This window comes from Corynebacterium sp. H130 (genome assembly GCF_037572395.1).
GTDB lineage: Bacteria > Actinomycetota > Actinomycetes > Mycobacteriales > Mycobacteriaceae > Corynebacterium.
Genome location: NZ_JBBHLA010000005.1, coordinates 249,474 through 266,971, shown reverse-complemented (window position 1 = coordinate 266,971; position 17,498 = coordinate 249,474). Strand labels below are relative to the sequence as shown.

Genomic DNA, 17,498 nt, shown 5'->3' with positions numbered 1-17,498 from the left:
TCCTTTAAGGTGCCAAACCGGTCAGGGGAAGGCCGGCAGTTTCGTTGTATCCGAGGACGAGGTTCATGCACTGCACTGCAGCGCCCGCGGTCCCCTTGGTCAGGTTGTCGATTGCGCTGGTAACCAGCAGCACCCCAGCGTCACGGTTCGCCTCCACTTGGATGTGGACCGAGTTTGAGCCCACCACGTTCTTGGTTTGTGGCTGCTCGCCAGCTGGGAGAACCGTTACGAATGGTTCGTCCTGGTAGAAAGCTTCGTACACCTCGCGTGGGTCCTGGTCTGAGATCAGTGGCGCGGTCGCGGTGGTGAGAATGCCACGTGGCATTGGTGCGAGAACCGGGGTGAAACTGACGTTGACCGGTTTATCCGTCACTTCAGAAAGGTTCTGTGTGATTTCCGGGGTGTGGCGGTGCTTGCCGCCGGTGTTGTAGGCCTTGACGTTGCCCATGGTTTCGGAGCCGAGCATCGCAACGTTTGCCTTCTTACCAGCGCCGGAGACACCGGTGATAGACACGACGTTGATGGTTGGCTCGATGAGGCCCGCCTGGACGGCTGGCAGCAGCGCCAGTGTCGCCCCCGTTGGGAAGCAACCTGGGATCGCAATGTGGCGAGCGTTCTTGATCTGATCGCGGTGCCCCGGCATTTCGGGGATGCCATATGGCCACGTGCCGGCATGTGCGCTGCCGTAAAACTTCTCCCAGTCTGCACTGTTTTGCAGGCGGAAGTCGGCGGCGCAGTCAAGAATGACGGTCTCCTCCCCCAACTGCTGTGCGATCTCCGCGGAGTGCCCATGTGGAAGGCCGAGGAACACCACATCGTGGCCAGCGAGAGTATCCTTGGTGGTATCAACCAGGCGTCGGTCACGTAGCTGTGGCAGGTGTGGCATGAGATCCCCCAGGGACTGCCCAGCATTGGAGCCTCCCGTGAGAGCGCCGATGGTCAGGTCACCGGATATATACGCCGGGTGATTCAGCAGCAGGCGCAAGATTTCGCCGCCTGCATAGCCGGAAGCCCCAGCGATCGCTACGTTTACAGTCATACCCATCAGCATACCACATTATGCGCATAAGTGGAAAGTATGCAGACTTTTTGTGTCGTTTCATACAGACGTCAGTTTGTGAATCGAGGTCAACCGCCGTCGACTGCGGGTTTCGCCAACAAAAATATCTTGTCTTGTGGGCAAGCAGGCCAAGCCCCCCCCAGGAAAGAACGACAAGTTAATCAAAATAAGCAGCTAAGACCCGACGTTACTTTCGATGCCTAGAAAATGAAACGATCGAAACTGCGATCAAAATTCCAAGACCAATACATGGGAAAATTATCGGGGTGGGAAGAATTGCATAGTAGAAGTCTTCACCAAACAGATATTTGACAGTTGGCTCGATTATGAATCCAACTCCAACGGCAAATAGGACCATTAACCATCGTGTGTTAAACCGGACGACTTTCAACAAAATAGCCACCAAGAAACCCAGTGTTATCGCTGAAAAGCAACAGACCAGTGCAGTGAACGCGCTGGTCGACCACCCAAAAATACTGCCACGAAAAATCATTGGATAGAAAAACACCACAGCGAAAATTATTGTGGTGGCTGAATATACAACAGGCACAACGCTTTTCTTAATAGCCACATGACACCTCAGTGTAGGTAATATCCAAGTCCAATTTGAGACAGAGTTGACCATGAGCTCCGAAACGATCATGTTCACTTTCTTGTCTACCATTCCCATCCACTGGGTGCTTATAGCCACCCCGCCCATTTTCAGCACAACCCCAATTACTGATCCACAGCCCCTGTACGTGAGCTGGAACAATATTCACCCAACAGCGGAATCCAATAACCGCCTCAGTCCAAAACGGCATCCACAAAAAACAAAAAAAGCCACGGAAAACAACTTTCCGTGGCTTTTGCCAAGCGAAAACTACTGCTCCTGAAGGCTCGCACGATTACGGTGCCAGTAGGCCATGCCCAAAGCGATGATCGAGCCACCGATAATGTTGCCGATGGTCACTGGCAGCAGGTTGCCTACCAAGTAGGAGTAAACGGTCAGACCAGACAGGTCCTTACCAGCCATTGCTTCCATGACAACTGGATCAGCCTGGCCCTTGAGCAGCAGACCCAGCGGGATCATGAACATGTTGGCCACGGAGTGTTCGAAACCAGATGCAACGAACAAGCCGATTGGGAATGCGACAGCAAGAATCTTGTCAGCAACAGTCTTGCCTGCGAATGCGAGCCACACGGCCAGGCAGACCAGCATGTTACAGAGAATGCCCAGGAAGATGCATTCCACGAACGTGTGAGAGGTCTTGGACAGGGACGCATTGATGACCACAGCGCCCCAGGCGCCCTTGTACTGGTGAGCTGCGCCGGAGAAGAACACGATCAGCGCCATAATGAAGGCGCCAGCCATGTTAGAGAAGTAAACAATGCCCCAGTGGCGAAGCATCTGGCCTACAGTCATGCCCTTTTCCTTCACAATGAAGGTGGTCATGGACGTAGAAGTGAACAGATCAGCGCCAGTGATGATGACCAGGCCAAGACCCGTGGAGAAGACGACGCCGCCGAGCACCTTTGCCAGGCCGGTTGGGAAGTCGGTCCAACCGACCTGGGAGGTGATAAAGAAGATGAAGCCCATGCCAATCATGGCACCGGCAAACATCGAGGACACCACCATGGTGCCTAGGTTGGCACGAGACTTTGCCAACAGGCCGGCCTTGGCGGTGTCGATGATTTCGACTGGAGTCGAAATCGTGGTTGTTGCAGTCATTGATATGAACCAATCCACTAAGTGCTTATAGGTACACAAGCATCTTAGCCATCAGCCCATCTAACCGCGTAGTTCGGCCCCGAATGCGGTTTCTGCAGCCTTGACAGCGGCCATGCGAGCTTCGGAGCATTCGTCGTCGGTAAGCGTGCGATCTGGCGCGCGGAAGACGAGGGAGAATGCGAGCGACTTCTTACCCTCACCGAGCTGCTCGGAGCGATAAACATCGAACAATTCGGTCTTTTCCAGCAGGTCACCGGCCGCTTCGGCCACAACCTTGCGCACCGACTCCGCTGGAGTTGCTTCGTCGACAACCAGGGCGAGGTCCTGAAGCAACGCTGGGAACGCAGACAGCACCGGAGCTGGGAAGCTCGGCGTGAATGGAAGTGCGGTCACATCCAGCTCCATGGCGCAGGTGCGGGCAGGAAGTCCGGCACGTTCCAGCACCTGTGGGTGCAGCTCGCCAGCGTAGCCAACAACCTCGCCGTTCACCTTCAATGCGGCGCAACGACCTGGGTGCCATGGCAGCATCTCAGCGTTCTCTAGCTCCAATTCGACGTCAGCTGCGCGCGCAACCACTTGAGCCGCCTCGATGGCGTCGGCGTAGGTGTAGTCACGACCTTCACCCCATGGACCTTCCGGCTCATTAGCACCGGATCCAACCACAGCGACGTGCAACGGCTGGTGCGGCAAGGAGGCCACGAGTTCGGCGATGGTTTCCTCGGATGGGCGCTCGCTTACCGACGGCATCGGCGACACGCCTTCACCACGCGCGAAGGACACCTGCTCAACGCCATACAGGGAAATGTCGTGCTGGCCACGGGCCACATTGCGCTTCACAGCCTCGAGCATTGATGGCAGCAGCGTGGTGCCGAGGATCGCATGGTCGGACTCGAGTGGGTTTTGCACCTTCACAACGCTGCGACGTGGGTCGTCGGCATCCAGGCCCCACACGTCGAAGACATCGTTGGCAATGAACGGAGATGGAAGTACCTCAAGGTAGCCGTTGTAAGCCAGTGCGTGGCCAATGGCACGACGACGCTTCTGAGCCGGGGTGAGACCCTGGCCAGCGGGGGCGGTCGGCACGATGGACGGAATAGCTTCCAGGCCTTCGAGGCGGAGCACCTCTTCCACCAGGGCTTCAGGGTAAGTCAGGTCTGGGCGCCAAGACGGTGCGGTGACCTCCAAAGTGTCGGTGCCGGTTACGGTGCAGCCGACCTCTTCCAGGCGCTTAACCACGGTCTCGCGGCTGTACTCGACACCTGCGATACGGCTTGGGAAGTCGGCAGCCATCGTGACGGTTGCTGGGGTCGGCAGGGAGCCGACCAGGGTGCGACCAGCTTCGACGGTGCCACCTGCGTACTGGACCAGCAGGGATGCTGCCATGTCCAGGGCGATCTCCGGCAGCGTTGGGTCGACACCACGCTCGAAGCGTCGGGATGCCTCGGAAGACAGCTTGTGGCGGCGGCAGGTGCGTGCCACGGTGATTGGATCCCAGATTGCTGCCTCGAAGTAGACGTCTACGGTATCGTCTGCGATTTCGGAGGTGGAGCCACCCATCACACCAGCAAGGGACTGAATGCCCTGCTCGTCACAGATGACTACGTCTTCGACATCAAGCACGCGATCGACGTGGTCGAGGGTGGTGAGCTTCTCCCCTGCTTCGGCGTTACGCACGGTGAGGGAACCTTGGATCTTAGCGGCATCAAAAGCGTGCATTGGCTGGCCGAGCAGGATCATCACGAAGTTGGTGATGTCGGTCGGCAGGTTCACCAGGCGCTGGCCGGAGAGCAGCAGCTCGCGTTCCATCCAGAATGGGGTCTTTGCCTTTGGGTCAATGCCAGTGACTTTACGCAGACCGAAACGGACAGCCTTGGTCTCTGGTGCCAGGTCCACTGGCAGGGACTCGCCGTCCACTGCTGGGACGTCCACGGTGATACCCGCTGCGGAAGGATCCGCTGCAACGTCCGTGTAAGTCAGGTCGAAAGCGGAAGCCAGCTCGCGGGTCAGGCCGCGAGCGGAGAGCGCGTAGCCGCGGTCCGGGGTGACGTTGACGTCAAAGACGGTGTCGTTAAGGCCCAGGACAGCGCGGGCGTCGTCGCCAGGTTGCCCCGCATTCGCGGGCAAGACCATAATGCCCTTGGTCTGCTTGTCAGCCATGCCCAGCTCAGCGGCGGAGCAGATCATGCCTTCGGAGACGTGGTCGTAGGTCTCACGGGCAGCGATCTTGAAGCCACCTGGCAGCTCGGCACCCGGCAGGGAGACGACAACCATGTCGCCTTCCTGGAAGTTGCGGGCGCCACAGACGATGCCCTGCAGCTCACCGGTGCCGTTTGCGTCACCGACGTTGACCTTGCAGTAGCGGATTGGCTTCTTAAAGCCGGTCAGTTCCTCGATGTTCTCCACGATGCCGAGCACCAGCGGACCGGTGGTCTCTTCGATCGGCGCGTAGCCTTCGGTTTCGAAGCCGACGCGGACGTAGCCGGAGTCCATGTCTTCAGCGGAGACGGACCAACCTGGGTTCTTTGCGCCCAGCAGGGTGGTTACCCAATTTTGAGAAAGCAGCATTGTAGATCAAGTCTCCTTTAAGCCTGGACGCCAAATGGCTCGGTGAAACGGACGTCGCCTTCGACCATGTCACGCATGTCGGTCAGGCCGTTGCGGAACTGCAGGGTGCGCTCAAGGCCCATGCCGAACGCGAAGCCGGTGTACACCTCTGGGTCGATTCCGGCAGCACGCAGCACGTTCGGGTTGACCATGCCACAGCCGCCCCATTCGATCCAGCCTGCGCCGCCCTTCTTGTTCGGGAACCACACGTCCACCTCGGCGGATGGCTCGGTGAATGGGAAGTAGTTGGTGCGCATGCGAGTGCGGGTCTCTGGACCGAACAGAGTCTTTGCCAGGTGGTCCAGGGTGCCGCGCAGGTGCGCCATAGTCAGGCCCTTATCGACGGCCAAGCCTTCTACCTGGTGGAACACTGGCGTGTGCGTCGCGTCCAGCTCATCCGTGCGGAACACTCGGCCCGGGCAGGCGATGTAGACCGGAACGTCGCGGGAAAGCAGGGTACGCACCTGGACTGGAGAGGTGTGGGTTCTCAATACCTGTCGCGAGTTTTCTCGCGACACGTGGAAGGTGTCCTGCAGGGTGCGAGCTGGGTGATCCGGCAGGAAGTTCAGTGCGTCGAAGTTGAAGTACTCTGCCTCAACCTCTGGGCCGTCGGCGATTTCCCAGCCCATGCCGATGAAGATGTCGGCAATGTTTTCCGAAAGCTGGGTAATTGGGTGCATCGCGCCCCGGCGACGAGTGGTTGGGACGGTGACGTCGACACGCTCAGCCACGAGGACCTCAGCGTTGCGCTTTTCCTCGAGAACGACCTTGACCTCGCCAAAGACCTTTTCCACTCGACCACGAGCCATATTCACCAGTCGACCAGCATCCTTGCGCTGATCCTTCGGGATCGAGCCGAGCGCGCGACGCGCCATGGGGATTGGAGCGTCGTCGGCAAGGTGCGCCTTTCGGGCGACCTCGAGTTCTTCCAGATTCTGTGCCTGCTCAAACGCCGCAACCGCTGCATCTGCTAGAGATGTGAGGTTGCTTTCCGTCAACTCGATGTCGCTCACCAGTGAAGTCCCCTTGTTGTGAAGTGTCAGGTTCTAACCCAAGTACTATACCGCGCCACCAGCACCGTATCTTCGAGCGGACTAGAATTGTGGAATGGCAAAGGACATCATCTGCGTTGGCGACAGTCTGACTCATGGAATTGTCGGCTGGTCCTACATCGATTTTTCGCGTCTTAAGTCCCGCATGGTCAATCACGGCGTGGACGGTGACACGCTTGCCGGGGTAACTCAGCGTATCGACGCCATTCTGGCAAACTCCCCCGACGCCCAGCACCTAGTGCTCTCGATCGGCACCAACGACACGGTTTTTCCGTTCCTGTCCACCCAGTTCGGCTGGCGGAAAGAAATGACCGCTCGTTCAAAGCTCAAGCAATGTGAACGCGTGGATGAGCGCTTCGCTGAGAACTACCGGTCGCTAGTCCAACGGATTTCGTCCGCCGGACTATCAGTAGTGCTCGTAGGGTTGCCACTGGTGGAGATGAAGGGTTTTCCGACTGCTGAACTGGCACGGCGCAGCGACTTGATCAAGCAGATTGCCGATGAACAAGGCACGCAATTTGTTGATATCGCCGATGCCATGCGCAAGGTATCCCAGGTTCACGACGCTCACTACTCGTGGACAGGCAGAAAGCTCCTTCGAGTAGCCGATGCCAAGGCAATGCAGGTAGCGCCTCAGATCAAGGATAGGTTGGCTCGCAGCCGGCGCCTCGATCTCACTGTCGACGGCGTGCATTGGACATCAGAAACCGCTGGCGCCATTGCCAGAGCAATCGACAGCGCGCTAGTTCCCTAGTCGGCGCACGGCCTCCTGGAGCACCTCGTCCTTCTTGCAGAACGCAAAGCGCACGAGGTTTCGCCATTGCTGCGGATGATCAGTAAAGGCCGGCAGCGGAATCGCGACAACGCCCTTCGATTCCGGCAAAGCACGACAAAATTCAATTGCATCCTGCCCCACGTCCGCGATCAGGAAGTAGGTTCCCGAGGTATCGAAGACTCGATAGCCAGCGCTGCGGAGCCCGTCGGCAAGCAGCTGGCGCTTACGATCCAGGTCAGCGACCATGTCACGCACCCAACTTGATTCGTGTCGCAGTGCGTATGCGACGGCAGGTTGGAAAGGCGTGGCGCCAACGTAGGTCATGAACTGCTTTGCCTTGACGACGCCGTCGAGGAGATCCCGCGAGGCGACCGCCCAGCCGGTCTTCCAGCCAGTGCAATTGAAGCTTTTGGCCGCGGAGGATACGGAGATGGTGCGCAGCCACATGCCGGGGAGTTCGGCGATGCGGGTGTGCTTGGCATCGCCAAACACAAGATTTTCATAGACTTCGTCGGAAAGAACGAGCAGGTCACGCTCGACGCACAGCTTGGCGAGCTCCTCGAGCCCCGATCGGGAGAACACCGCTCCGGTCGGGTTGTGTGGCGAGTTCACGATGATCATGGCCGTCTTGTGGGTCACAGCGGCGCGAATCGCGGGAACATCGATGTCCCAAGTGTTCCCCACCTGCTTGAGCGGAACCGCAACCCGCTTTGCACCTGCGAGGGCGATCGCTGCTGCGTAGGCATCGTAGTACGGCTCTAGCACGATGACTTCTTGTCCGGGTTCCACGTTGCCCAGCACCGCCGCGGTGAGAGCTTCTGTGGCACCGACGGTGATGAGGACATTGTCCACGGATACGAGCCTGTGGTCAGCCACGGCTTCACGCAATTCCTGCACACCCATTCCCAGGGAGTACTGGTTGTTCCCGTTGGCGATCTCCTCCTGCGCGATCTGAAGCATCTTCGCTGGGCCATCGGTATCCGGGAACCCCTGCCCCAAGTTGATTGCATTATGCTTCGTTGCCAGCGCGCTCATGGTGGCGAAGATCGTCTCGCCGAATTCATTCAATCGATCAACAGTCATCGGTTTTGTGCCTTCGAGGATTCGTACATGCAAATTGAGGCGGCGGTTGCCAGATTCAGGGATTCCGCACGTCCGCGAATCGGGATGCGCATCGTGATGTCAGCCTTGGCCATCACTTCCTTCGGTAGGCCATGAGCCTCATTACCGAAGAGCCATGCGGTTGGTTTCGTGAGTACGTCATCCGCTTCATCCAGGCTCATCTCCCCCTCTGGCGAGGTAGCAATGATCTGTAAATCCCGCGCCTTGAGGGAATCGAAAACGGTTTGGAAGTTAGTTTCGCGGATCACAGGGATATGGAAGAGCGATCCTGCGGAAGCCCGAACAGCCTTGGGTCCCTGTGGGTCCACAGTTTCACCTGCGAACAGAACCGCGTCAGCTCCGACAGCATCAGCGACGCGGATGAGGGTACCGGCGTTCCCGGGTTCTGCAGTCTCCACAGGAACCATCACCAGGCGTGGTTTGCTGCGCATGACGTCGCGAAGCGGCCACAGCACCAGCGCACAGACCGCAAAGATACCCGTGGTGGTGACAGTATCGGACAGTGATTTCGCTGCTTTATCCGTGATCGGATGAACATAGACGTTCATGTGACCGGCTGCTTTGAGCAATTCTTCAAACCGGACCGCGGCCTTTTCAGTGACGAAGACATCGCGCGCAGCGCCTGTTGAAATCGCTGCTTCTACTGCGTTTTCACCTTCTGCCAGAAACAACTCGGCCTTCTTACGGCCGGCAGATTTCAATAACTTAGCTGCGTTCACCACCCGAGGGGTGCGCTCCGTAAAAGCCTGTTCGAAATCCAAATACATGCTGTCAGATTACCCGGCATCCGCGTCGAGCTCGGCCTGGGCTGCCTTATTCGCAACCAAGATCACCGGAATGAACATGAGAAGTCCAACCGAAATGATCGCCACAAACAGCACTTCGGTTAACTTCACACCGCTGACCCATATCGCTACCAAGCTCACGAAATAGTACAGTGCAATGCAAATATTAATGCTGGATACCGTACGATGTGCTGCCTTCCATGCGCCAAGAGTCGCTGTAGTTGTCGGAGTATTAATTCCCGGCATTTGCTGGTAATTCAGCCCCAAGAATTCTCCGCGCGGTGCCACCACCCCCATGAAAAGAAAACACACTCCAAGGAGTGCGAGCACCAACGTCATGAATAACATGCGGTCCAACTTACCCCCCTTTTAGACCCCCCTCGCTGCCGCGTCAAATTGGTCACACCGGCCTGACCTGGACTTTATCACCCTTTTTGATGACGTTCTATTATCACTTCATGATTTGTTTACCTGTCATCTACCTACGTTCTAGCGTAAAAGTATCCAAGGCAAACTAGAAAGGTCGTAATAGATATGGACAAGCAAATCTACGGCGCAATGGCTCGAGTTTTCGGCGTCGTCGTCGCCATCGTCGGCGCAATCCTCCTGTACGCAGGAATGTTCGCACACGGCTTCGTCACCGACCAGCTCAACCAAGAGAACATCACCATGCCAGCAGGTCAGGCGATCACTTCCCTGAAGAGCCAGGAAGCACAAGACGCCCTCAAGCCATTTGAAGGCCAGCCAATGACCACCGGCCCACAGGCAAAGGCCTACGCTGACCACTTCATCTGGGAGCACATGATGGCTTCCTCCGAAGGCAAGACGTACCAGGAGATGGGCGACGTCATCAAGTAGGCCAAGAAGGACGGCAAGTCCGAGGACGAAATCAAGAAGTTGAATGACACCCGCGACTCCCTATTCAAGGGCGACGCACTCCGCGGCATTCTGCTCAACGCCTACGGTTGGTGGCTCGTCGGATCCATCGCCATCTGGGCAGGCGCCGGCCTCCTCGCACTCGCAGTCATCCTGCTCGCGCTTGGCTTCACCGTCTTGAAGAAGAAGTAGCAGCTAGACGACAAAGACCCGCCTCCTTGAGGCGGGTCTCTTCTTTGTACACTATTGCAGCGGCACGCCACGCGCATCGCGCGCATAAGAGCCAGATCCGAGCAGAATCAGCACAAATTCAATGAGTACCCACGTTTCTAGGGCGCCCAGAATGAAGAAACCAATGATGAAAAGGGACGTGAAAGCACCGAACAGGAACAGCATCAGCTGCGCGATGGCCTTTCCAGAGCTTCCCAGGTAGAAATTGTGAGCACCAAAAGCTCCCAGGAAGAAAGCCAACAGAGCCGCAACAACCTTCGTTTTCGGCGGCCCTGCCACAGCTGGCGCCATTTGATACTGCTGGGTTGGCAGGTACTGAGGCACCTGACCAAATTGCTGCTGCATCTGTGGCTGCTCTATAGGCAGGCCGTCCTGATTGTATTGACCTTGAGGCATCGTCATTACAGTGACCCTTTTCGCGTCGAGTGATGTGAACTGCTTTAGCTTAAGCGCGCCCAACGCGAAAACGCCCTCAATAATCGCCCTTTTCGTCCTTTTGGCGTTATGTTTCGTACTTTCGGCCACCCCTACCGCTGCAGTGGCACACCCTTAGCATCGCGGTCATATGGGGAGCTTCCGGCGAGAATCATAATGAAGTCCACCAGTGCCCAAATGCCGACAGCCATGCAGATGAACAGGCCAACGAAAATGAGGGACGTAACCAGTCCGACAGCCATCAGAATGAGCTGCGTGAGGCCACGGTTGGTGTAGCCCAAGTAGAAATTATGGATTCCAAAGCCGCCGAAGAAGAATGCAAGCAGCGCCGCGACGATCATCTGCTTCGGTGGTTGCATTGCCATCGGGTACTGCTGCTGAACTGGCATACCGTACTGTGGCTGCATTTGTGGCTGTGCCTGTGGCATCGGCTGGCCATAGCCCGGGTTCATCTGTGGCTGCTGAGGCTGTGGAACCCCAAATGGATTATCCGCTGGAGCAGCATTCTGGGGCTTCGGAGGTGGAACTGGCAGTCCATCCTTATCAAAGTCACCGTATGGGTTCTGCGGAAAAGTCATCTTCGTACCACCTTAAGCTCAAACAACACTGTGCGATTTAGCTAACCAAATTGGCATATTAATAGCAAAAGCACCCCTCTGGGTGACCAGGGGGGCGCTTTTGTGAGAGATTTTAGGCAGCCGTTGGAGCGTTAACATCCTCAGGCAGTGCAGCCTTTGCGGCCTCGCAGATTGCGGAGAATGCTGCGAAGTCGTTGACAGCAAGCTCAGCGAGCATCTTGCGGTCGACCTCGATCTCAGCCAGGCGCAGGCCCTGGATGAGGCGGTTGTAGGTGATGTCGTTCATGCGTGCAGCCGCGTTGATGCGGGTGATCCACAGGCGACGGAACTCAGACTTGCGCTTACGGCGGTCGCGGTAAGCGTAGGTCATGGAGTGGAGCCACTGCTCCTTAGCCTTACGGTACAGGCGGGAGCGCTGACCGCGGTAGCCCTTGGCGGACTTCAGGATCTCGCGGCGCTTCTTCTTGGCGTTCATTGACCGCTTGACACGTGCCATTGAATTACTTCCTTAACTGTCTTGAAAAGTTTATGGGGGTGAAAAGAGGTCAGGGCTTAAGCCATGCCCAGGAGACGCTTCATGCGCTTCTCGTCGGACTTTGCAACGTCCGTGGTGCCCTTCAGGCGACGGGTGCGGGTGGAAGGCTTGCCTTCGAGCAGGTGGCGACGGTTAGCCTTTTCGCGACGAAGCTTGCCGGAGCCGGAGATCTTCACGCGCTTAGCGGTGCCCTTGTGGGTCTTGTTCTTCATTTAAGTTGTCCTTATTAGAAAGAGTCGGTTACTTCTTGCCCTTGCGCAGTGGGCCCAAAACCATGGTCATGTTTCGGCCGTCCTGCTTTGGCCTCGACTCGACGACGCCATGCTCGGCGACGTCAGCTGCGAGACGTTCCAGGAGTCGGAAGCCAAGTTCTGGTCGAGACTGTTCACGTCCACGGAACATGATGGTGACCTTGACCTTGGATCCCTTATCCAGGAATCGGATCACGTTACCCTTCTTCGTCTCGTAATCGTGATCATCGATCTTTGGACGAAGCTTCTGCTCCTTGACCACAGTCTGCTGCTGGTTCTTACGAGCTTCGCGGGCCTTCTGGTCCTGCTCGTACTTGAACTTGCCGAAGTCCATGATCTTGACTACGGGTGGCTTCGCGTTAGGTGCAACCTCGACCAGGTCGAGATCTGCATCGTAAGCCAGCTTGCGTGCGTCCTCGATGCGGACGACGCCTGCTTGCTCACCATTTGGACCTACAAGACGTACCTCGGGAACCCGGATACGTTCGTTGATGCGAACTTCAGCGCTGATGTGTACTCCTCAAGTAGCAGTAAATAACGTGGTACCGCGTGGCTTGAAGTGTCGATTCCCCCGAGCGCTCACGACAAAAACCCGCGCGACTAGTGCAGTCGTGCGGGAGATCCGCGAGCTGAAAGCTCATGTTTGACCCTTATCCAACTAGAATCTAGCGGCATCAGGTGGGAGGGACCTCCACTTGCGGCCTGTATCCCATAAACAAGGACACTAGGCGGTAGCCCCCGTAATGTACCACGCGCCGGATAACATTTCCAAATCTTTCGAGCGCAGCACATTCGGCACCTCTAAGATCTGCGATTATGAAGATCAATAAAGATGATGAAAAGGCGTTTGAGCAGATCGCCAGCCGCCTCACCGCTGCAGAAAAAGCAGTCTCGGAAGTACGCGAACAGCTGTTTGTCCTATATTCCCACGCCGAGATGGTCGAGGCTCCCGCGAAACCCGAGCGCGTGGAGATCCCAGTACCCAAGCCAGCACCTACTCCCCCTCCGTCTCCACCAGTGGCGGCTATGGCTGCTACACCCCCACCAATCCAACCTCCTATGCAAACGCCACCCATGGGCGTCGAAAAGCGCGTGCCGTGGTGGGAAGATGAGCGTCGCATCATTAAGTACGTCGCGATCGGTGGCGTGCTTATCACCCTGGCGGGCGTGTCACTGCTGATCGCGCTCGCTGTCCAGTCTGGTTGGCTGGGCCCGCTCGCCCGCGTGGTCGGCGCGTGGGTACTCGCGGTGGCTCTGATGCTCGGCGCCTACATTGTCCGCGAACGCGGGCTTTCTCGGGAAGGACGATATGCGCTGAGCACCGCGTCGTTGCTGACTGCGATCCTCACCGTCATGGCCACGGTCAGTATGCTCAACTGGTGGTCACCGCTGGTGGGAGCGCTCGTCTTGCTTGCCTTGCTGGCCGTCTATTCTGCGATCGCCCGAGCGTGGGACGACCAATGGATGCTGATCATCACCATTGTCTCCAGCTTCGCGCTGTTCTACCTTTACCTCGTTTTCGGCGATTTCTTCGCCTTCCCACTCATCGCACCGGCCCTCTTCGTCGCGACCTGCTCGATGCAACGCCGGTGGGTGCCGTCGCGCAACATCGCGGCGTTCATCGCACCGCTGGCAATCCCGGCTGGGCTTATCGACGACAGTTTCCCCATCGCTTTTACCGTCATCATCGGTGTCGCCACCTTTACCGCAATTTCGCTGCTCGACGAATGGAACGACCCTAGCGACCGCAACCTCGGGTTCTACTCCCCCATGGTCATGTTCGCGCTAGGTGCTATCTTCACGTCGTCTTTTGTGGAGTTGACCATTTTGGTGGCAGCCATCGTGGCGTTCACGATTCTTTCCGCTCTCTTCCACGGCAAGTTCGCCGTGGCACCACTAACGGCCCTCCCAATTGTCTATTTGCTGTGGTGGTCCCACGCCCCGGCTATGGGTTCACAGATGCTGCTGGAACGCCCAGTTCTCGTAGCCCTGTTTTTCCTCGCATTTTCCGGTTTTGCTTTTTGGCTGGCGCGCAATAATCGATACGGCTGGTACCCATGGGCATCGACTTTTGCGGTTGGTCTCATCCTCACTTCGGAACTTGGCGGAGCGGTGCTCGCGAAGAAGCCGCTATGGCTCACCAGTCACATCGCACCTGTTCAAGCGCTTGCGATTCTGATCTTCATGGTTGTGATCTTCTTGCTGCGCCATTCGTTCAAGAAGTTCCCGACAACTGCCCAGGTGCTGATCGGTCTGGCTGGCCTCCACCTGAGTACGCTGATCATCGTCACGATGTGCACCTATGTGTTCAGCTTCCTCGGCCAAGGCATGATGTGGCTTGGCTACCTCATCGGCCACGCCCTGGTGTCGATCCTGTGGATGCTGCTGGCTGCATACATCCTCGTGGTGACCAATGCCTTCAGCCAACGCACTTCGCTGGCTGTCGGCCTCATCCTCGCTATTGCTGCGGTGGTCAAGCTGGTCTTCTTCGACCTCGGGACGCTTGAGGGCCTGCCACGCGTGCTTGCCTTCCTTATCTCCGGTCTTGCGCTGCTTGGTATTGCCTCGCTGCGCGCCAAGAAGGCAAGCGACCTTGCCCGTCGTTAAAGCAATTCCTTGAGGAAGCTGCCGGTGTGCGAGCCCGGCACCGCAGCGACCTGCTCTGGTGTGCCTTCGGCAACGACCTTGCCGCCACCAGAGCCACCCTCGGGGCCCATATCGATGACCCAGTCGGCTGCTTTGATCACGTCGAGGTTGTGCTCGATGATGACAACCGAGTTGCCCTTTTCTACCAGCCCCTGGATCACCAGCATCAGCTTGCGGATGTCCTCAAAGTGCAGGCCGGTGGTCGGCTCGTCGAGGATGTAGATTGTGCGCCCCTTGGAGCGCTTTTGCAGCTCGGAGGCAAGCTTCACACGCTGCGCTTCGCCACCAGACAATGTCGTCGCGGACTGTCCGAGGCGCACATAGCCCAGCCCCACCTCAACCAAGGTATTGAGGTAGCGGTGAATGCTGGAAATGGGAGCAAAGAACTCGGCGGCCTCAGAAATCGGCATGTCGAGAACCTCTGCGATGTTCTTACCCTTGTAGGTCACTTCCAAGGTTTCGCGGTTGTAGCGGGCTCCTTGGCACACCTCACATGGCACGTACACGTCAGGAAGGAAGTTCATCTCGATCTTGAGCGTGCCGTCACCATGACAGGCCTCGCATCGGCCGCCCTTCGTATTGAAGGAGAATCGGCCAGGCTTATAACCGCGCACCTTCGCTTCGGTTGTCTCCGCAAACAGCGTGCGGATCTTGTCGAACACACCGGTGTAGGTTGCCGGGTTGGAGCGTGGGGTCCGGCCGATTGGGCTTTGATCCACCTGAACCAGCTTGTCCAGGTGCTCAAGACCTTCCACTCGCTTCGCACGCCCTGGCACCTGACGCGCACCATTGAGTTGGTTAGCGAGCGTCTTGGCCAAAATCCGGTTGATCAACGTCGACTTGCCAGAGCCAGACACACCAGTGATGCACGTGAGAACACCCAGCGGGATGTCAACCGAGACATCCTGCAGGTTGTTTTCCTTTGCACCAACAATCCGCAGCATGCGGTCTTTGTCAACGGCTCGACGCTGCTCCGGAACGCCCAACAATCGACGCCCCGAAAGGTAAGCGCCTGTGAGCGATTCTTCGCACTCCAGGATTCCATCTGGGTCGCCCTGGTAGACCACCTCACCACCATATTCACCGGCGCGGGGTCCGATATCGACCAACCAGTCTGCGGCCTTGATGGTGTCCTCGTCGTGCTCGACGACGATCAGCGTGTTGCCGATATCCCGCAGCCTTTGCAGCGTTGAGATCAAGCGTTGATTGTCTCGCTGGTGCAGGCCGATGGACGGCTCGTCGAGCACGTAGAGCACGCCGGCAAGGCCGGAGCCGATCTGAGTAGCCAAGCGAATGCGTTGTGCTTCGCCACCCGAAAGGGTGCCTGCCGAACGGGACAGGGTGAGGTACTCCAAACCAACATCGAGCAGGAATTTCAGGCGCGCGTTGATTTCCTTCAGCACTGCGCCTGCGATGATTTCCTCGCGCTTGCCCAGCTTCAGCGTCGACAAGAACTCCGCAGCGTCTTTAATGGACAGGTCGGTGAGGCCTGCAATCGACTTTTCGCCGTGCTCAGAGGCAAGTCGCACGGAAAGGATCTCTGGCTTCAGGCGGGCGCCATGGCAAGCAGGGCACGGAACATCGCGCATATAGCTTTGGTAGCGCTCCTTGGACCACGCACTTTCGGTCTCATCGGCCTTCCGGTGAAGGAATGGGATCACACCTTCAAACGGAGCGGACCAATTACGCACCCTGCCGTAGCGATTCTTGTAGCGCACCGAGACGACCTCGGTAGAGCCATGCAGCACCTTCTTTTTCTGAGCTGCGGTCAATGAGGAGTACGGCGTATTCGGATCAACTCCGATACTTTCAGCAAAACCAGCAATGAGCTTGTCAAAGTACTTCGAATTGGGCGAAGACGTCCACGGCTGGATGGCTTCATTGAGCGGTGCGTCAGGATCCGGGATGATCAGATCAACGTCTACTTCTTGCTTGGTACCCAAACCATCACAGGTTGGGCAAGCACCGTATGGAGAGTTGAAGGAAAAAGCGCGTGGCTCCAGCTCTTCCACGGTCAGGGCGTGGCCATTCGGGCAGGCCATCTTCTCGGAAAAGCGCCGGATCTCGCCAGAGTCAACGAATTCCAACGCGACCACACCATCAGCGAGCTTTAAGGCGGTTTCGATCGAATCAGTCAGGCGCTGCTTCTGAGTTTCCTTAACCTGTAAACGGTCCACCACGACTTCGATGTCGTGCTTAATCTGCTTCTCGAGCTTCGGCGGGCTGGAGAGGGAATGCACCTCGCCGTCGACACGCACGCGCGAGTAGCCCTGCGCAGCGAGGTCGGCGAATAAATCGACGAATTCGCCCTTGCGGGTTCGCACGACGGGAGCCAGCACCTGGAATTTCAGGCCCTGCTCCATCGCCAGGACTTGATCGACGATTTGCTGCGGGGTTTGGCGCTCAATTTTCGCGTCACATTCCGGGCAGTGTGCGGTGCCGGCGCGGGAGAACAGCAGGCGGAGGTAGTCATACACTTCGGTGATCGTGCCGACTGTCGAACGCGGGTTGCGGTTCGTCGACTTTTGGTCGATCGACACTGCTGGCGAGAGACCATCGATGAAGTCAACATCCGGCTTGTCCATCTGGCCGAGGAACATGCGCGCATAGGAGGACAGCGACTCAACATAGCGGCGTTGTCCTTCCGCGAAGATCGTGTCGAAGGCAAGAGAGGACTTGCCGGAACCGGAAAGTCCGGTGAAAACGATCATTTTTTCGCGAGGCAAGTCGATGTCGACGCCCTTGAGGTTGTGCTCCCGCGCGCCACGAACGATGAGGCGATCTGCCACTTGTGAATACCCTTCAAGCCGTTGTCTAGTACTCAAACCAGGGTACCC

17 protein-coding genes are annotated in these 17,498 nt (G+C 57.5%); 4 read left to right on the top strand and 13 right to left on the bottom strand.

Features of this window, described 5'->3' with window-relative positions; genetic code table 11:
• Window positions 1-4: 4 nt before the first annotated feature.
• From argC to pheS, 4 genes are all read right to left on the bottom strand, one after another.
• Window positions 5-1,039: an N-acetyl-gamma-glutamyl-phosphate reductase gene (argC, locus tag WG939_RS11100; protein WP_339985742.1), complete on the bottom strand. Its 1,035-nt coding sequence runs from the start codon at window positions 1,037-1,039 to the stop codon at window positions 5-7.
• 883 nt (window positions 1,040-1,922) lie between these two features.
• Window positions 1,923-2,771 carry a formate/nitrite transporter family protein gene (locus WG939_RS11095; RefSeq protein ID WP_339985740.1) on the bottom strand — a complete coding sequence of 283 codons (849 nt, stop codon included), beginning with the start codon at window positions 2,769-2,771 and terminating at the stop codon, window positions 1,923-1,925.
• A 60-nt stretch (window positions 2,772-2,831) separates the two neighbouring features.
• The gene (gene pheT, locus WG939_RS11090) at window positions 2,832-5,336 is read right to left on the bottom strand and encodes a phenylalanine--tRNA ligase subunit beta (protein ID WP_339985738.1); all 2,505 of its coding nucleotides are present in this window, start codon (window positions 5,334-5,336) and stop codon (window positions 2,832-2,834) included.
• A 17-nt stretch (window positions 5,337-5,353) separates the two neighbouring features.
• Entirely contained in the window at window positions 5,354-6,388 is a 1,035-nt protein-coding gene (pheS, locus tag WG939_RS11085; protein ID WP_339985736.1) for a phenylalanine--tRNA ligase subunit alpha, read from the bottom strand.
• Window positions 6,389-6,482: 94 nt separating this feature from the next.
• Between pheS and WG939_RS11080 the strand changes: the two genes are divergently transcribed.
• Entirely contained in the window at window positions 6,483-7,181 is a 699-nt protein-coding gene (locus WG939_RS11080; protein ID WP_339985734.1) for an SGNH/GDSL hydrolase family protein, read from the top strand.
• Here the strand turns inward: WG939_RS11080 and WG939_RS11075 are convergent.
• The 3 genes from WG939_RS11075 to WG939_RS11065 are packed head-to-tail and all read right to left on the bottom strand — an operon-like array spanning window position 7,170 to window position 9,466.
• Window positions 7,170-8,285: a pyridoxal phosphate-dependent aminotransferase gene (locus WG939_RS11075; protein ID WP_339985732.1), complete on the bottom strand. Its 1,116-nt coding sequence runs from the start codon at window positions 8,283-8,285 to the stop codon at window positions 7,170-7,172. The two genes, WG939_RS11080 and WG939_RS11075, sit on opposite strands and share 12 nt — an antisense overlap.
• Window positions 8,282-9,091, bottom strand: coding sequence for a TrmH family RNA methyltransferase (locus WG939_RS11070; protein WP_339985730.1), 810 nt, complete (start codon window positions 9,089-9,091; stop codon window positions 8,282-8,284). Before WG939_RS11070 ends, WG939_RS11075 begins: the two co-directional genes overlap by 4 nt.
• A 9-nt stretch (window positions 9,092-9,100) precedes the next feature.
• Window positions 9,101-9,466, bottom strand: a complete 366-nt coding sequence (locus tag WG939_RS11065; protein WP_339985728.1) for a hypothetical protein — start codon at window positions 9,464-9,466, stop codon at window positions 9,101-9,103.
• Between the two features lie 177 nt (window positions 9,467-9,643).
• Between WG939_RS11065 and WG939_RS11060 the strand changes: the two genes are divergently transcribed.
• Entirely contained in the window at window positions 9,644-9,967 is a 324-nt protein-coding gene (locus tag WG939_RS11060; RefSeq protein WP_339985726.1) for a hypothetical protein, read from the top strand.
• A 39-nt stretch (window positions 9,968-10,006) separates the two neighbouring features.
• Entirely contained in the window at window positions 10,007-10,177 is a 171-nt protein-coding gene (locus WG939_RS11055) for a hypothetical protein (RefSeq protein ID WP_339985724.1), read from the top strand.
• Window positions 10,178-10,228: 51 nt separating this feature from the next.
• Here WG939_RS11055 and WG939_RS11050 read toward each other — a convergent pair whose 3' ends face one another.
• The 5 genes from WG939_RS11050 to infC all read right to left on the bottom strand — a co-directional run bounded on the left by WG939_RS11050 (window position 10,229) and on the right by infC (window position 12,526).
• Window positions 10,229-10,618, bottom strand: a complete 390-nt coding sequence (locus WG939_RS11050) for a TM2 domain-containing protein (RefSeq protein WP_339985722.1) — start codon at window positions 10,616-10,618, stop codon at window positions 10,229-10,231.
• 125 nt (window positions 10,619-10,743) lie between these two features.
• Window positions 10,744-11,229, bottom strand: a complete 486-nt coding sequence (locus tag WG939_RS11045) for a TM2 domain-containing protein (protein WP_339985720.1) — start codon at window positions 11,227-11,229, stop codon at window positions 10,744-10,746.
• A gap of 112 nt (window positions 11,230-11,341) precedes the next feature.
• Window positions 11,342-11,725: a 50S ribosomal protein L20 gene (gene rplT, locus WG939_RS11040; RefSeq protein WP_339985718.1), complete on the bottom strand. Its 384-nt coding sequence runs from the start codon at window positions 11,723-11,725 to the stop codon at window positions 11,342-11,344.
• Between the two features lie 56 nt (window positions 11,726-11,781).
• Window positions 11,782-11,976, bottom strand: coding sequence for a 50S ribosomal protein L35 (gene rpmI, locus WG939_RS11035; RefSeq protein WP_182386010.1), 195 nt, complete (start codon window positions 11,974-11,976; stop codon window positions 11,782-11,784).
• 28 nt (window positions 11,977-12,004) lie between these two features.
• Entirely contained in the window at window positions 12,005-12,526 is a 522-nt protein-coding gene (gene infC, locus WG939_RS11030; protein ID WP_339985792.1) for a translation initiation factor IF-3, read from the bottom strand.
• Window positions 12,527-12,831: 305 nt separating this feature from the next.
• Between infC and WG939_RS11025 the strand changes: the two genes are divergently transcribed.
• Complete coding sequence (locus WG939_RS11025) at window positions 12,832-14,622, top strand: DUF2339 domain-containing protein (RefSeq protein ID WP_339985714.1); 1,791 nt, start codon at window positions 12,832-12,834, stop codon at window positions 14,620-14,622.
• On the opposite strand, the gene uvrA is transcribed toward WG939_RS11025, so the two are convergent.
• Window positions 14,619-17,450, bottom strand: coding sequence for an excinuclease ABC subunit UvrA (uvrA, locus tag WG939_RS11020; protein WP_339985712.1), 2,832 nt, complete (start codon window positions 17,448-17,450; stop codon window positions 14,619-14,621). The genes WG939_RS11025 and uvrA overlap by 4 nt on opposite strands.
• Between the last annotated feature and the right edge of the window lie 48 nt (window positions 17,451-17,498).

What these genes read in the sequence shown, in the direction of transcription:
- WG939_RS11060 (WP_339985726.1), top strand. Translation starts at nt 9,644, where the DNA reads ATGGACAAGCAAATCTACGGCGCAATGGCTCGAGTTTTCGGCGTCGTC.
- pheT (WP_339985738.1), bottom strand. Translation starts at nt 5,336, where the DNA reads ATGCTGCTTTCTCAAAATTGGGTAACCACCCTGCTGGGCGCAAAGAAC.
- rplT (WP_339985718.1), bottom strand. Translation starts at nt 11,725, where the DNA reads ATGGCACGTGTCAAGCGGTCAATGAACGCCAAGAAGAAGCGCCGCGAG.
- WG939_RS11025 (WP_339985714.1), top strand. Translation starts at nt 12,832, where the DNA reads ATGAAGATCAATAAAGATGATGAAAAGGCGTTTGAGCAGATCGCCAGC.
- WG939_RS11050 (WP_339985722.1), bottom strand. Translation starts at nt 10,618, where the DNA reads ATGACGATGCCTCAAGGTCAATACAATCAGGACGGCCTGCCTATAGAG.
- rpmI (WP_182386010.1), bottom strand. Translation starts at nt 11,976, where the DNA reads ATGAAGAACAAGACCCACAAGGGCACCGCTAAGCGCGTGAAGATCTCC.
- WG939_RS11070 (WP_339985730.1), bottom strand. Translation starts at nt 9,091, where the DNA reads ATGTATTTGGATTTCGAACAGGCTTTTACGGAGCGCACCCCTCGGGTG.
- WG939_RS11045 (WP_339985720.1), bottom strand. Translation starts at nt 11,229, where the DNA reads ATGACTTTTCCGCAGAACCCATACGGTGACTTTGATAAGGATGGACTG.
- WG939_RS11080 (WP_339985734.1), top strand. Translation starts at nt 6,483, where the DNA reads ATGGCAAAGGACATCATCTGCGTTGGCGACAGTCTGACTCATGGAATT.
- WG939_RS11075 (WP_339985732.1), bottom strand. Translation starts at nt 8,285, where the DNA reads ATGACTGTTGATCGATTGAATGAATTCGGCGAGACGATCTTCGCCACC.
- WG939_RS11095 (WP_339985740.1), bottom strand. Translation starts at nt 2,771, where the DNA reads ATGACTGCAACAACCACGATTTCGACTCCAGTCGAAATCATCGACACC.
- argC (WP_339985742.1), bottom strand. Translation starts at nt 1,039, where the DNA reads ATGACTGTAAACGTAGCGATCGCTGGGGCTTCCGGCTATGCAGGCGGC.